The organism is Bacillus sp. AY3-1, from assembly GCF_008368785.1.
Classification (GTDB): Bacteria; Bacillota; Bacilli; order Bacillales; family Bacillaceae_G; genus Bacillus_A; species Bacillus_A wiedmannii.
The window spans coordinates 83,180-96,309 of sequence record NZ_QORZ01000016.1 but is presented as its reverse complement, the minus strand read 5'-3'; the positions used below and the strand labels follow the sequence as shown (position 1 = coordinate 96,309).

18 protein-coding genes, 1 riboswitch and 1 other annotated feature are annotated in these 13,130 nt (G+C 34.4%); of the genes, 7 read left to right on the top strand and 11 right to left on the bottom strand.

Annotation, left to right across the window (positions count from 1 at the left end; genetic code table 11):
• Positions 1–255 precede the first annotated feature (255 nt).
• Entirely contained in the window at positions 256–729 is a 474-nt protein-coding gene (locus DN389_RS11600) for a DUF1648 domain-containing protein (RefSeq protein ID WP_306475102.1), read from the top strand.
• 38 nt (positions 730–767) lie between these two features.
• Here the strand turns inward: DN389_RS11600 and DN389_RS11595 are convergent, their stop codons facing one another.
• Together DN389_RS11595 and DN389_RS11590 are read right to left on the bottom strand one after the other, a co-directional pair.
• On the bottom strand, positions 768–1,790 hold the full coding sequence (locus tag DN389_RS11595; RefSeq protein ID WP_149237150.1) for a tyrosine-protein phosphatase: 1,023 nt from the start codon (positions 1,788–1,790) through the stop codon (positions 768–770).
• A 174-nt stretch (positions 1,791–1,964) separates the two neighbouring features.
• Positions 1,965–2,687 carry a GNAT family N-acetyltransferase gene (locus DN389_RS11590; protein ID WP_149237149.1) on the bottom strand — a complete coding sequence of 241 codons (723 nt, stop codon included), beginning with the start codon at positions 2,685–2,687 and terminating at the stop codon, positions 1,965–1,967.
• 123 nt (positions 2,688–2,810) lie between these two features.
• Here DN389_RS11590 and DN389_RS11585 point away from each other — a divergent pair, with 123 nt between their 5' ends.
• Both DN389_RS11585 and DN389_RS11580 read left to right on the top strand, forming a co-directional pair.
• Entirely contained in the window at positions 2,811–3,650 is an 840-nt protein-coding gene (locus DN389_RS11585) for a DUF2785 domain-containing protein (RefSeq protein WP_088122695.1), read from the top strand.
• Positions 3,651–3,667: 17 nt separating this feature from the next.
• A complete protein-coding gene (locus DN389_RS11580) occupies positions 3,668–4,117 on the top strand; it encodes an NUDIX hydrolase (protein WP_149237148.1) in 450 nt (149 codons plus the stop codon).
• Positions 4,118–4,213: 96 nt separating this feature from the next.
• On the opposite strand, the gene DN389_RS11575 is transcribed toward DN389_RS11580, so the two are convergent.
• From DN389_RS11575 to DN389_RS11560, 4 genes are all read right to left on the bottom strand, one after another.
• A complete protein-coding gene (locus DN389_RS11575) occupies positions 4,214–4,594 on the bottom strand; it encodes a VOC family protein (protein ID WP_149237147.1) in 381 nt (126 codons plus the stop codon).
• Positions 4,595–4,639: 45 nt separating this feature from the next.
• Positions 4,640–5,680: an ROK family transcriptional regulator gene (locus tag DN389_RS11570; RefSeq protein ID WP_149237146.1), complete on the bottom strand. Its 1,041-nt coding sequence runs from the start codon at positions 5,678–5,680 to the stop codon at positions 4,640–4,642.
• Positions 5,681–5,802: 122 nt separating this feature from the next.
• Positions 5,803–6,375: a maltose O-acetyltransferase gene (locus DN389_RS11565; protein ID WP_149237145.1), complete on the bottom strand. Its 573-nt coding sequence runs from the start codon at positions 6,373–6,375 to the stop codon at positions 5,803–5,805.
• A gap of 183 nt (positions 6,376–6,558) precedes the next feature.
• Positions 6,559–7,596, bottom strand: a complete 1,038-nt coding sequence (locus DN389_RS11560) for a tryptophan--tRNA ligase (RefSeq protein WP_149237144.1) — start codon at positions 7,594–7,596, stop codon at positions 6,559–6,561.
• 5 nt (positions 7,597–7,601) lie between these two features.
• Positions 7,602–7,810 (bottom strand) — a binding site (T-box leader).
• A gap of 153 nt (positions 7,811–7,963) precedes the next feature.
• Between DN389_RS11560 and DN389_RS11555 the strand changes: the two genes are divergently transcribed.
• Entirely contained in the window at positions 7,964–8,278 is a 315-nt protein-coding gene (locus tag DN389_RS11555) for a hypothetical protein (protein WP_088064057.1), read from the top strand.
• 75 nt (positions 8,279–8,353) lie between these two features.
• On the opposite strand, the gene DN389_RS11550 is transcribed toward DN389_RS11555, so the two are convergent.
• Positions 8,354–9,475 (bottom strand): AI-2E family transporter, encoded by a 1,122-nt coding sequence (locus DN389_RS11550; protein ID WP_048546503.1) that lies wholly within the window; start codon positions 9,473–9,475, stop codon positions 8,354–8,356.
• A 63-nt stretch (positions 9,476–9,538) separates the two neighbouring features.
• The gene (locus DN389_RS11545) at positions 9,539–9,787 is read right to left on the bottom strand and encodes a GlsB/YeaQ/YmgE family stress response membrane protein (RefSeq protein WP_088609535.1); all 249 of its coding nucleotides are present in this window, start codon (positions 9,785–9,787) and stop codon (positions 9,539–9,541) included.
• Between the two features lie 137 nt (positions 9,788–9,924).
• On the opposite strand from DN389_RS11545, the gene DN389_RS11540 reads away from it, so the two are divergent.
• The 3 genes from DN389_RS11540 (at position 9,925) to DN389_RS29155 (ending at position 11,054) form a co-directional block, all read left to right on the top strand.
• Complete coding sequence (locus DN389_RS11540) at positions 9,925–10,386, top strand: GNAT family N-acetyltransferase (RefSeq protein WP_149237143.1); 462 nt, start codon at positions 9,925–9,927, stop codon at positions 10,384–10,386.
• A gap of 38 nt (positions 10,387–10,424) precedes the next feature.
• A riboswitch (cyclic di-AMP (ydaO/yuaA leader) is annotated at positions 10,425–10,567 on the top strand.
• A 96-nt stretch (positions 10,568–10,663) separates the two neighbouring features.
• Positions 10,664–10,807 carry a hypothetical protein gene (locus DN389_RS28395; RefSeq protein ID WP_000945246.1) on the top strand — a complete coding sequence of 48 codons (144 nt, stop codon included), beginning with the start codon at positions 10,664–10,666 and terminating at the stop codon, positions 10,805–10,807.
• Positions 10,755–11,054: an IS3 family transposase gene (locus DN389_RS29155; RefSeq protein ID WP_097843244.1), complete on the top strand. Its 300-nt coding sequence runs from the start codon at positions 10,755–10,757 to the stop codon at positions 11,052–11,054. The genes DN389_RS28395 and DN389_RS29155 overlap by 53 nt, the downstream gene beginning before the upstream one ends.
• On the opposite strand, the gene DN389_RS11530 is transcribed toward DN389_RS29155, so the two are convergent.
• The 3 genes from DN389_RS11530 to DN389_RS11520 all read right to left on the bottom strand — a co-directional run bounded on the left by DN389_RS11530 (position 11,047) and on the right by DN389_RS11520 (position 13,033).
• On the bottom strand, positions 11,047–11,574 hold the full coding sequence (locus DN389_RS11530; RefSeq protein WP_097889823.1) for a DUF3841 domain-containing protein: 528 nt from the start codon (positions 11,572–11,574) through the stop codon (positions 11,047–11,049). The genes DN389_RS29155 and DN389_RS11530 overlap by 8 nt on opposite strands.
• Before the next feature lie 119 nt (positions 11,575–11,693).
• Positions 11,694–12,449, bottom strand: a complete 756-nt coding sequence (locus DN389_RS11525; RefSeq protein ID WP_098190704.1) for a class I SAM-dependent methyltransferase — start codon at positions 12,447–12,449, stop codon at positions 11,694–11,696.
• 41 nt (positions 12,450–12,490) lie between these two features.
• Entirely contained in the window at positions 12,491–13,033 is a 543-nt protein-coding gene (locus DN389_RS11520) for a CGNR zinc finger domain-containing protein (protein WP_142354673.1), read from the bottom strand.
• Positions 13,034–13,130: the final 97 nt, after the last annotated feature.

Sequence of the window (13,130 nt, the reverse complement as noted above, 5' to 3'; positions counted from 1 at the left end):
AGTACGTTATTTACAACTTATATTTTCTCATTAATCGTCTCTTAAGTCGAACTTTTTCCCTTTACGAATCGTAGATTTACAGCAATCTTAAAGTTGTTTAAGGTACACGAGTCATGTTATTCAAAAATAACTAATTGTGAAAATACTATAAATTTGAGATAATTTGGATAATGAATCCGATTTTAAAAAAAGGAATACAGGAATAGAAGGGGGCGGAAAGACATAGTAAATTCATGGGGAAGACCTAAAATACAAATCCCAAAAACAAAAAGTGAATGGGTTGGAGATATCATTGGATATTCATTATTCTTTGGATCAATCATTTTTTTGATTATCATTTGGGGAAGATTACCCGAGGAAGTACCCACACATTATAACGCATATGGGGCTGTAGATCGCTGGGGATCAAAGTGGCAACTTTTGCTTCTACCAGGAATTGGGGTATTCATACTCCTTTTAATGCAAACTTTAGAAAAGTTTCCAGAAGTTCATAACTACCCACAAAGACTGAATGAATCGAATGCTCCGCTGTTTTATTTAAATAGCAGAAAAATGCTTAATCAATTAAAAAATGTCTGTTTACTTATTTTTGCTTTCATCCAATTTGAAACAATTTCAATAGCTTTAGATTGGAGCGGCGGTTTCGGAAAATTATTTTTACCGATATTGTTAATTGGGACAGTTATTCCAATTGTCATAGGAATCATAAGACAACGAAAAATTTCATAATAGAAACAGGAGGCTAATCCAATTAGCCTCCCTCCTCATTATTTATCCTCTAGCAATAACACTTTCATGTATTCTAACGACTCTTTCGTAAAGCCAAGTGCTTTTTCAGCATACACTTCAACTGAACCGTATTGCTTTTTCACTTCATCAATCGCAGCTTGTAAATATTCAGCGCGCGCTTCAAACATTGCGCCTAATATTGTTCTACTTTCATCGTTTTGTAGTTTTGCACCTAAAAAGGCCATCATTTTTTCATTTAATTTTTCACGGAAGCCGTTACTTAGTAAATAGTCTTCCATTACTGTTTTTTCCGGTACACCTAGTAAAAGTAATAATAGTGCTGATCCGAATCCAGTACGGTCTTTTCCAGCTGTACAGTGGTTTACTAACGGTAAATTTTCTGGGTTTTGTGCTAAGTTTAAGAAGCTCACGAATGCTTCATTACCACTTACGAAATCTTGATTCATTTTCACAAGATACTCGCCTGGTTTCCCTAACATAGAAAGGTCACCAACTTGGAAAAATTCATTTATGTTCAAGTCTTTTGCCAGGTCTTGCATAACTGGTAAGCACACTTGACGAGCACCCGTAATCTCTGGATTCGGCTTATGCTTCACTTCAAAATCTGTACGGTAGTCACAAATTAACTTTAAGCCAGACTTTTGTAAATAGTCTATATCCCACTCTGTTAGTCCTGCTAATTCTTCAGAACGGTACAACTTGCCCCATTTTACTTTACGGCCTTCAGTCGTTTCATATCCTCCCATATCACGGAAGTTAAACGCGCCTTGTAATGGCAATCTACGCTCAGCTACTGTCACTGCTTGTCCATTACTTCCTACTAGTCTAAAATATGGACGTTCAGTTTCACTCGGGTTTTGAACTGTACACGATGATTCTCCATTTACCGTTGCAAGTAATTCTCCAGTTTCTTCAATATGATCTGGTGAAGTACTCCAATAAATACGAACTTCTTCTATATTATTTTCCCACTTTATTTGTAACGTATTATCTTCATTTCTTTCTACAGTTGCTTGTAACCAATTTCTTTGCTGCTCCATTCTTTCACCAACACTTTCTCGTATAATCGAATCTTTCTCTATTGTATTATAGGAATATCTATTTTGTCGTTCTCATTTTTCTTTTTATCTTACAAACAGGCTAGAAGTTCTTTTACTTGTTCAAAATTTGCACACGGATTCCCGTTAAACAAGTTCAAGAACCCTTTCCCCCTCCTAAAACCTTCTCACATATCGCTCAGTACAACTTAATAACTGACATCCATTCTTTTCAAAAACATCCTTCATCCACTCATTTTGTACATTTGTCTCGCCAATATAATAAGATGCGCCTATTTCTTTTAAGACAAACATTGCCCCTGTAAAGAACGCTGCTTCATACCCTTTATTTCGCATATTTGGAGCAACTGCGAAATACATTAGTTTTCCTTCTTCTAACGTACCACTCTCAATATGTGGGATTACAATTCCTATCAGCTCTTCATCGACACTCGCTGTTAAACAATGCTCTTTCCATTGCTCACCAATTTCTTGTAGCATCATATTTACAAAGTGATCATAATCGATTTGTTCTCCCGTCACTTCATTCCACAATGAATAAAAAGCGTCTTCGCCTATCTCTTCAATAAGCTTAAAATCAATCTCACTTTCGACACCTTCTACTTCATATATATCCTTAAATACAATCATGTTTTCAGTAGCATATTCAAATGAATACGTTTCGAAAGATTTCTTATATACATCATAATTTGGGCTTTTTGAAGAAATTTCAAAATGTAAGTTTTCTATTCCCTCTTTTTCAGCCTCAGCAACGCAATACTGCACTATTTCTTCTAATTGCTCTTCTGTAAAAAGCTCTGCATTATTTTCTTTTATCATAATAGAAGAAGCATTTCTTCTTATTTTAAAATGTTTTTCTAACTGTTCTATAGTCATCATATACTTCCCTCATCTATGTCATACTCGAATTTCTACTTGTTCTCCTTGCATGAGCAGGATTGTCCTTGAATATATAGAATACTAGAAAACATCGCATCTTTAAAGTGCGGAGGAGGTTCTCCATTGGATATTACAACGTTACAACAACAGTTAGAGCTTATACAACAAAATGACTATACGCAACTGCAACATATAGATATAAATGAGTTAACACTCAACATGCTTCAGTATATCGGAACGACTGATAGTTACGTTCGTTACCAACTTATATATAAATGTTTTGCACATTTCATTCATCATGAATTCCTTATGGACGATCAACTGAAATTACTTCTACAAACTTGTTTAAGTGATGAATATTTATATTGTGACATTTACTCCCCGCATACAGATGGGGTTTTCACACGTTCTTACACTGTTTCGTTACTTGCGTTAATACTCCAATTCGCTAACTCGCACTACTTTTTCACAGAGGAGGATATTGAAGAAATAAAAAATAAACTCATTACATATACAAACTTAGAAATGGATTTTCGAGGCTATATTGAAAATAAAGGATGGGCTCATTGTCTTGCCCACGTATCTGATGCCTTTACTGAAATTGTTCACAATTCCTATACGACTTTTGAGTGGTATGAAGAATTAATTCATTGTTTATTGAATAAAATCTTCATTCCATCTGACCTTTTTCATAATAATGAAGATGAACGAATTGTTACACCGTTACTATCGATGCTATATCATGATTTTCCGCAAGATGAGTTAATTTCAATTATTTATAAAAAAATAAAAAGGCTTCCTCAAATTAGAAAACGCCTTTCGCTTAATGAGTATTGTATATTATGTGCCAACATTAAAACCTTTTTACGCACATTATTTTTCAGAACGAAGGATGATCATAACTTAGCCTATACAGCACGTAAAACAGAAAGAATGTTAAAAGAACTTCCTAACTATTATTAAAAGCAAGGAGAAATAACATGGGTTATATTGAAGACATGAGAAATTTAGTAGGAAACCATCCACTTATTTTAATAGGTTCACACGCCATTATATTAAATGAGAAAAATGAAATATTACTGCAGCTACGTACAGATTTTAACCGCTGGGGCATTATTGGCGGCGCCTTAGAATATAACGAAACGTTAGAAGACGCTTTAAAGCGAGAAGTATATGAGGAAACTGGACTTATTATTAAAAATCCAGAACTATTCCGTACATACTCAGGACCAGATTTCTTTCAAATCTATCCAAACGGCAATCAAGTACACGGTGTACTCGTTGTTTATATTTGCCGCGAATTCAATGGCGAACTTGTATGCGACCAAACGGAATCGAAAGAATTGCGCTTCTTTTCACTTGATAAGTTACCTAGTAATCTTCCTTCTGTTATTGAGAGAATTATTAAGGAGTTTCAGCACTCCAATTAAAAAACATTACATAATAAAACAACCTCATTTCCCATTATTATAACGCGAAATGAGATTGTTTTATTTCACTGTAAATCCTAATTATCCCCTTAATAGTTAGATTGTTATCTCAATCTGATTTCCTTCGGGGTCACTTACTACACTTTCATAGTAACCATCCCCTGTAGTACGTGGGCCGTTTAACACAGGGTATCCTGCTTCTCTTAATGTATTAGTTAATTCATTCACTTTTTCTTTACTACCTATAGAAAAAGCAATATGCGCATATCCTATTGTTTGTGTTTGTGTATTATCGTCTATCCCTACTTGCCTCATAAGTTCTAGACGTGCTCCACCTTCAAAAGTTATAAAATAAGACTCAAACTGCTTTTTCGGATTGTGATATAAGCTATTTTCTTCACCACCAAAGTACTGTTTATAGAAATCACGCATACCTTCTAAATCATTTACCCAAATTGCTACATGTTCAATTTTCATAGTCGACACCTTTTCTTTTACAGTATTCAACCAACAAGTTGATATTTAATTTTCTTTGCTTGTTCTTGTTATCATCAAATCAAGTCCAAGGCTTTTCAATCCATATAAATAATCTTGTTTCCAATCGCTCACTGTTATTTGAGGTATATGTTCTACCGGAATGTACTGCGGACAAGTTTTTACAATTTGATCTATTACAAATTGGTTCACTTCATCGTCACAGAAGATAAAGGCATGAGGGTTAATAATAGCTATACATGTAGCTATTAAACGGGTAATAGCATCTATATTATATTTCTCTGGATTATTTGCATCGTTAACTTCGTCTCCATTTCTTAAAGCTTGTAAGAAATTTTTATTATCGTACTGCGGAACGAAAGATATCTCTCCTGAGAAAAAGGTGCTTCCTCGCACTACATTTCCATTTACCATAATCCCTGCCCCTGGGCCATTTTGACCTGAATACAAATACACAAGAGATGAATTGTCGTTATTTCCAGTGCTTTTATAATAACCAAGCACTGCTGCATTCATATCGTTTTCTATTACTACAGGTATTGAAAACAGATCCTCCAAGTGACTTTTTAAATTAAAGTTTTGGAACTTTTCATAACCAGGAATATAGAAAATACGACCATTATCAACCGAACCGGGCACACCAATTGATATAGAGCTTATTTTCGGGAATGTAGCGATAAGATTTTCAATATGTTTCGATAATAGATTCACGCCAGTATCCATTAATACATTTGAAGTACTTCCTTGTTCTTTTACTTCCCCTAAACAGTTAAAAATGGTATAGTTTGTTTCATTTTTCTCTAAAAATATCGCTAATCCTAACATATATTCCGGATTATACGCATATCGTTTCGCTCTTCTTCCGCCACTTGAATCATCTAAACCGACTAAAGTGACTTCACCATCTTGTTTCATACTCTCTATAAATTTACTTATCGTCGGAAAACTAATTTCTAATATATTACTAAGCTCAACTTTCGTCGCACTTCCTTGCTCTAAAAGAGCTGTACGAATGCCGCGAAGAATCGTCTCTTTAATCGATTTTTGAGTAACAAATTGTTCACTCAAATCGCTCACCACCTTAATCAACATACTTATTAAACTCTTTTAATAAGTTGCGTTGAAAATATATCATACATCATTTTCTAAAGCAATAGAGATGATATAGTTAGGATGCATACAATTGCTATTTAGCTCGATGTTTCGTCTATCGTTTTAATAACTTTAGCTGGATTACCGCCAATTACTACATTATTAGGTACATCTTTTGTCACAACTGCCCCTGAGGCAATTACAGCATTATCACCAATTGAAATACCAGGGTTAATAATAGCGCCCCCGCCAATCCAAACATTGTTACCTATCTTTACCGGCTTTCCATATTCTTTGCCAGAGTTCCTCTCTACCGGATGCAACGGATGCGTAGCAGTATAAATGTGAACACCTGGTGCAAACATACAATTATCACCGATTCGCACTTCACAAACGTCCAAAATCACACAATTAAAATTTGCGAAAAAGCTCTTTCCAACATGGATATTGTAGCCGTAATCACAACGAAAATCAGGATTAATTTGGGCTTTCCCATCAGCTGAAGAACCTAAAAGCTGATTTAATAACGTAAAACGTTGTTCATCTCCTGTCTCCATCGCCTTGTTATAAAGGCGTGTTAAACGTTTTGCCTCCACCCTATCAGCCACTAATTCTTCATCCTCCGCAACATACATTTCTCCTGCTAACATCTTTTCTTTCTCTGTTTTCATCCAATCATCTCCCTCGTTATAGAATGAATTACACTTATTAAATAAGTTTAATAAGTGTCCCTATATTAGCATACTTTTTAATATGTGCAACTAATAAGTTTTGAAAGGAAATGTGAATTCTTACTTCACCTAACGAAATGACGAAGAAATAATTAAAATTTATATTGGAAAACAAGGGAACGCTCAGCGTTCCCTCTCAAACCCAATCCGTTTTTTAATTTCTGCTAAATTTACCTTCGCAATAGTACGCGCCCGCTCAGCACCTTTTTCTAACGCTTCATATAATAAACTTGGCTCATTCATATACAGAGCGTACTTTTCACGAGGTCCAGCTAATTCACGGTCTACAACGCGAAACAACTCTTTTTTCACATCGCCCCATCCGATTCCAGTTTCATACTTTTCGCGCATCGACTGTATTTCATCTTCTGTCGCAAATTCTTTATATATCATAAATAACGTTTCTAGTTCTTTCGGTTCATTCGGAAGTGAGGAGTCTGTTTTAATTTTAAATATTAATTTTCGTAGTTTTTCTTGCTCTGTAAATAATGGGATCACATTTCCATAACTTTTACTCATCTTCCTTCCATCAAGACCAGGTAAAATGGCACCTTCTTCTTGTATGACATACTCCGGAAGCGTAAATGTCATACCAAATGTATGATTAAAATACGTCGCAATATCACGCGCGATTTCAATATGCTGAATTTGGTCTTTCCCTACCGGCACATGAGTAGCTTGAAATAGTAAGATGTCAGCTGCCATTAAAATCGGATACGTATATAATCCCATATTCACGCCTGCATCTACCTCTAAACCCAATTCTTTATTTTGCTCCACCTTCGCTTTATACGCATGGGCACGGTTCATAATCCCTTTCGGAGTTAGGCAAGCTAATATCCAAGCTAATTCTAGAATCTCCGGCACTTCTGTTTGCCTGTAGAAAATAACATCTTCTCCAAGTCCAAGTGATAACCAAGTAGCTGCTACCTCTTTCGTATAACTACTAAACTGACTTGGATCATGAACAGCATTTAACGCATGATAATCCGCTATAAAATACAATGCTTTTCCTTCATTCTTCTTTGACATTTGTAATGCAGGTTTAATCGCACCAATATAATTTCCTAAATGAGGACAACCTGTCGGCTTAATTCCTGTTAACATTATTTTTTCGCTCACCCTAACTCCTCCTTCCTTAAAATAAAAAGAGCCCCTCATCCTATAAAAAGGACGAGAGACTCCCGCGGTACCACCTTCATTAGCTATCATTCATAGCTCACTTCAACTTCGTAACGTGAAGTAACCGTCTTTGCCTACTCATTTCAGCTAGAAGCTCCGGAGCCCATTCCATATTCATCCCTTACTGATTTCCACCACATATCAGCTCTCTGCAAAGTTTTGAATATGTACTCTTCTCTTTCATTGCTTTTCGTTATTTTTTTACAGTTTATCACATTTCTCGTTCTCTCAAAACTGAATTTTCTATTTTTATTAAGTTTTAACAATAGTTATTACCAATTTATTCCGAACGATATATAATCAATATATATAGAATTGATTTGTAATACAAAAACGAGGTGATGTCATGGGTTGGTTTACTAAAAAGAATGATACGTTTAAGATTGATGTATTTAAGAACGATGATAATAGTCACGATGATACTTTAGGGGTAATTATACATTTCACACCTATCGCAATATATTTATACACCTGCGATGAGTACATAGAAACATTTGACGGTGCGCTCACTTTTGAAAATGAGAACGGAAATCAAGTAGAAATCGGGGGTACCTTCATTTCTCTTGAAGTAGATGCTAATTTTCGCATGGACGATTTAATTTTTGATTACAAACTAAAGGAAAGCAATCTACCTATCATTGAATTAAAAGCCTACGCATAAGGTTTATTTGTTTACTTCAACAAGAGTATAAATAAAAAAAGGGCTAAAACAGTTTTATCTGTTTTAGCTCTTTTTTTACGTATTCAACTTAACAAATCTATAACTATGCGTTACTAACACTTTTAATATCGCATATCCTGGAATTGCTAAAATAATCCCCATAATTCCAAATAAATTTCCGGCAGTTAAAATAATAAAAATGATAGTAATTGGGTGAATGTCTAGCTTTTTTCCCATAACTTGCGGAGAAATAAATTTACCTTCTGCTAATTGTACGACCATCATTACAATAATTACTTTTAACACCATTGCTGGCGAGTCAATAAATGCGATAATTAATGCTGGTGTAATTGCAATGATTGGTCCTACGTACGGAACGATATTTACAATCATTGCTAAAATAGCGAGTAATACCGCATATTTAATACCAATAATAAGGTAACCGATTAATAGCATAATACCGATAAACAAGCTAACGATAATTTGTCCTCTAATATACGAGCTAATCGCATAATGCATATCATCTAGTATTCTCATCGCTGCTGGTTGTCTTTGCTCTGAAATAAACTTTAAAAAGTGGTTCGGTAATTGTTCACCATCTTTTAAAAGATAGAACAATATAAACGGAACCATTACAAACGTTAAAACGACCTCTGTAACAGTACTTAAAAATCCAGTTACATTTCCAGTTACTGATGATAGCGACTTCGTAAAATCAACTGTGTAGTCTTTTACCATACTCGCTACATCAATATTTAAATTCTCTTGAATTTTGCCTAGTAAATTACTTTCCCCGAATCTACGTGCTGCTCGTTCAATTTCATGACCGAAATACGGTAAGTTATCTATTAATGCATCAATTTGATCTTTAATAATCGGGATTACTGTTACAACTAAAAATACAAATAATCCTAGTACTATTATATATATAGAAGCGATTGATACGATTCTGGAAACACCTTTCTTTTCTAAAAGCGAAACGAATGGATGCAAAATATAAAATAGCACCCCCGCTAATAATACGGGGAAAAAAATTGTTTTTAAAAAGACGATAAACGGAGTAAAAACAAAAGAAATTTTCGTTAGCAGTAATATGTTAATAAACAATAACGCAAAGCCGAGTAACACCGCTAAATAATTTTGTTCTCTAAAAAACTTTTTCAACTTATCTCTTTTTCTAATATTTAATTTCTCCAATGAAACCACCTCTTCGAATGATGAAAAGCCCTTATTCAGGGCTTTTCATCATGATCTATATCTTTATTTTCTTGCAGCTTTCACTACAAATGATACAATAAGAATTAATACGATTGCACCTAATAATGCTGGCACGACATGAATCCCACCAAATGATGGCCCAAAAGCTCCAAATAGTCTACCACCTAATGAAGCACCTAACAAACCTGCGATAATATTTCCAAACATTCCACCCGGAAAATTTTTACCCGTTATAGAACCTGCAATTGCACCTATAATAGCACCAACTATTAATGTGATAATCCATCCCATCTTTAGCCCTCCATTTCTATTATGGGTGTATTTCTTTTTCATACTGAATTGTTATGTAACTATTATAATTATTATATCCAATAAAGAAAAATCTTGTCAAATCTATGAAAATAAAGTCTATAAGGAGGTTTTACCCTATGATTCAAAAATTAGTAACAACTTCTCACAACACCGCTACTTCTATTTTAAACATTCAAATACCCGCTTATGAAATTGAAGCAAAATATATAAATAGTACGGCTATTCCTCGTCTTTATGATACTGTAGCCGATATTCAATTATGTGATGAAATTTTTCACGGCTATTTTTATGAAGATACACTTGCTGGGTTTATTTCTTTTAAAATGGATGAAGAGGAAGTTGATATTCATCGTTTAGTAGTATCCCCCGATCATTTTCATAAAGGAATCGCCACAAAACTACTACTTTATGTATTTGACATGTTCTCCCCTTCACAAACATATATTGTACAAACAGGGAAAGAAAATACACCTGCTCTGTCTTTATATAAAAAACATGGATTTATTAAAATAAATGATATTATATTACCCGATGGAGTGGTTTTAACCTCACTCAAAAAATCAGAAAACATAAAATAGTTTGACTCATCAATTTATTTATGTTATCCTTTACTTTATAAATCCTTTTGCTGAGTCCAAATTTTGGAGCGGGGGAACCATTTTTGTAGCCATGCTACTTGGGGCGAATCTTATTTAAGTAGGGAAACTCTCACTTCCCGAGTCCGACAGCTAACCTCGTAAGCGTAATGGGAGAGGAAGGTGCTTTTTGCCTATGTTACACAGTGTACCTCCTTAATTATAAATATGGGATCGATACCAATAGACACCTATATTTATAGAAAAGGAGACATGTATAATGTTACGTTTATCTGATCACGCAATAAAAATGATGGAGCAAAGACTTCGACTCGAACAACATCGCACATATCAAGCTAATAAAGTTGTAGATAACTTACATCACAAATACTTCTTTCAACATATTTTTCAACCGAAAAGATAAAGAAAAAAACACAAGGTGTGTCTATACAGACATTCCTTGTGTTTTTTATATTCCTTATAGTATTCTCACTATATTTAAACTTGCCGTAAGCAAATATATACATTCTTATAATCATAAAAGGTTTCAAAAGAAAAAATTAAATAACCTGAGTCCATATAAATTTGGAACTCAGATTGCTTCGTTATGTTTTTTAATTACGGTTTACTTAATAGGAGTCACTGCAATGTTAACCCTCTCCTTTACTTAGCAATAAACCGATTTACTTTCATTACGTTTTTCATTTCAATACGTGGTGTTACGCCCTGAATCCATTCCGGGTCAAATCCAAGCCAATCTTCTTCTGAGCTTTTTAACCAATCAAAATCAAAAATATAGGACCATGAAGATATCATTTCTTCTTCAGAAAAACAGTCTTCTAATTGGGTATACTCTTCTTCTGTTTGCGTTAATAGCCATTTATTTAAAACATAATGCCAAGAGTCAAAACATGACCAAAGAATATCCTCATCTGGTATGTCTAATGTAATGATAACACCTTTTTGACCTTTAGGTAGCATCCCTGGTCGGTTCTGATCTGGTCTTTTATGCCAAAGCCATACAGGATAAGTTAAACCATCATAATGAGGAAGCCTTTCTTTCATTTGCTCCATCATCCAAGCATACGAAGATTTAAATTCTGGCCAAACATATTTTTCATTACCGCTATAAAAACCGTCTTCTCGCATTTTCTTATATATGTGAAGAGGTTTAACTGTGTGTACTATCAAACAAACACTTCCCATCTAACTATTAATCATCTTTTATTATAATACACACAAAAATAACAACCCATCAACCAAGATGGGTTGACTATGGAGATTTTGCAATGGGCGTCTTTTATAGTTTATTACTTTCTCGCCTTAATAATAAAAGTCGTTGGCACCATTCTAGCTTTATATAAAGAATAATATTTCGTAGACGGCTCAGCTCGTTCTTCATCAAATGAGCTAGATGGTTCAGGCTCTTCTATTCTCTCAATTGTAAATCCCGCTCTATTTAACTCATTTATGTATGTACTTATTTTTCTCTTATATAATGTCGCTTGTACATTTTCTCCTTTAAATGTTTCAAACGTAATAGGTGTTTCCTCATGGTATGAAGACTTTAAAACAATTTCTTCTGTACCATACTGTAAGTTTGAATATACTGGGTGCTCCCAGCTAAAAATAAAACTTCCGCCTGGCTTTACATACGAATAAATTAGTTCCAACGTTTTTCTTAAATTCGAAGTCCAACCTAATGCATAAATGGAATATACAATATCAAAATACCCTTTTGGAATATCTCCTTCTTCTTCCATTGCTCCACATATTAACTTTGGATTCCAACACTTTAAAGTTTCATTTGCTGTTTTAATTTGTTCACTTGAAAGATCAAGACCCCATACTTCCTCTGCCCCGTGTTCTGCCATATATTGCAACGAATGCCCACTTCCACATCCAATATCAAGAACCTTTTTATTTCTAATTGAATCGAACAAATGAATCTCATCTTCAGACGCCGTATACGGACCATATTTCGGTAAACAATCCACTTGAAAGAAATATGGTGCAACTGTATCCCAACACTTTTTATTTAAAGCTAACATTTGTGTCCCTTTCATATTCTACATTCCCCCATCCAATTTTCTTCCCCTAATATAAATTACACATTATAACCCGATCTCCCTTTTCTCTTCGCCCGGTAATTTTTCACTTTCGCAATCGTACCGCACGCTCTTCCTCCTGTTTCTCCAGCATACATACCGCACCATCTTTTACTTCCATTTCGCGAATGATCATAAAATACCCAGCGGCAATCTGGACATGCTTTTAACCTTCCCCACAAATGTTCTTGAACTGCCATTAAAACAATGCTTAATACTTTTGTATATACATTCTCTTCGTGCACAGGCTCATATGTAATACCTTTCATATCTTCCATTACATGTACATGAAATGGATATTTCTCTAACCACTTTTGCAATGATCCTCCGCCTTCAATGGTCATCCGAATGTCTTCTCGAAAACTTTTTAATTCCTCTATCCTATAAAACGGAAACTCTTCATGAAAATGTTTGTTCATAAATTGCTTTATATCATCTTCGGTCTGCAACAAATCAATTGCTTCTCTCGTATCGTTTGGTATTTTCCATGTATTTAAAAATTCCCGAATATATTCTAATTCATTTGGTGCATTTTGATTCAATTCCATCCACCTTCTTCTTAAAATTTACTTTTTTCTGACTTTATGTATAATTATAATATAAATTAGTTAACCATCAAATCATTTTACTGGTTACAAC

What these genes read in the sequence shown, in the direction of transcription:
- DN389_RS11580 (WP_149237148.1), top strand. Translation starts at nt 3,668, where the DNA reads ATGGGTTATATTGAAGACATGAGAAATTTAGTAGGAAACCATCCACTT.
- DN389_RS11525 (WP_098190704.1), bottom strand. Translation starts at nt 12,449, where the DNA reads ATGAAAGGGACACAAATGTTAGCTTTAAATAAAAAGTGTTGGGATACA.
- DN389_RS11540 (WP_149237143.1), top strand. Translation starts at nt 9,925, where the DNA reads ATGATTCAAAAATTAGTAACAACTTCTCACAACACCGCTACTTCTATT.
- DN389_RS28395 (WP_000945246.1), top strand. Translation starts at nt 10,664, where the DNA reads ATGTTACGTTTATCTGATCACGCAATAAAAATGATGGAGCAAAGACTT.
- DN389_RS11560 (WP_149237144.1), bottom strand. Translation starts at nt 7,596, where the DNA reads ATGAGGGGCTCTTTTTATTTTAAGGAAGGAGGAGTTAGGGTGAGCGAA.
- DN389_RS11595 (WP_149237150.1), bottom strand. Translation starts at nt 1,790, where the DNA reads ATGGAGCAGCAAAGAAATTGGTTACAAGCAACTGTAGAAAGAAATGAA.
- DN389_RS11565 (WP_149237145.1), bottom strand. Translation starts at nt 6,375, where the DNA reads ATGAAAACAGAGAAAGAAAAGATGTTAGCAGGAGAAATGTATGTTGCG.
- DN389_RS11575 (WP_149237147.1), bottom strand. Translation starts at nt 4,594, where the DNA reads ATGAAAATTGAACATGTAGCAATTTGGGTAAATGATTTAGAAGGTATG.
- DN389_RS11590 (WP_149237149.1), bottom strand. Translation starts at nt 2,687, where the DNA reads ATGATGACTATAGAACAGTTAGAAAAACATTTTAAAATAAGAAGAAAT.
- DN389_RS11545 (WP_088609535.1), bottom strand. Translation starts at nt 9,787, where the DNA reads ATGGGATGGATTATCACATTAATAGTTGGTGCTATTATAGGTGCAATT.
- DN389_RS11555 (WP_088064057.1), top strand. Translation starts at nt 7,964, where the DNA reads ATGGGTTGGTTTACTAAAAAGAATGATACGTTTAAGATTGATGTATTT.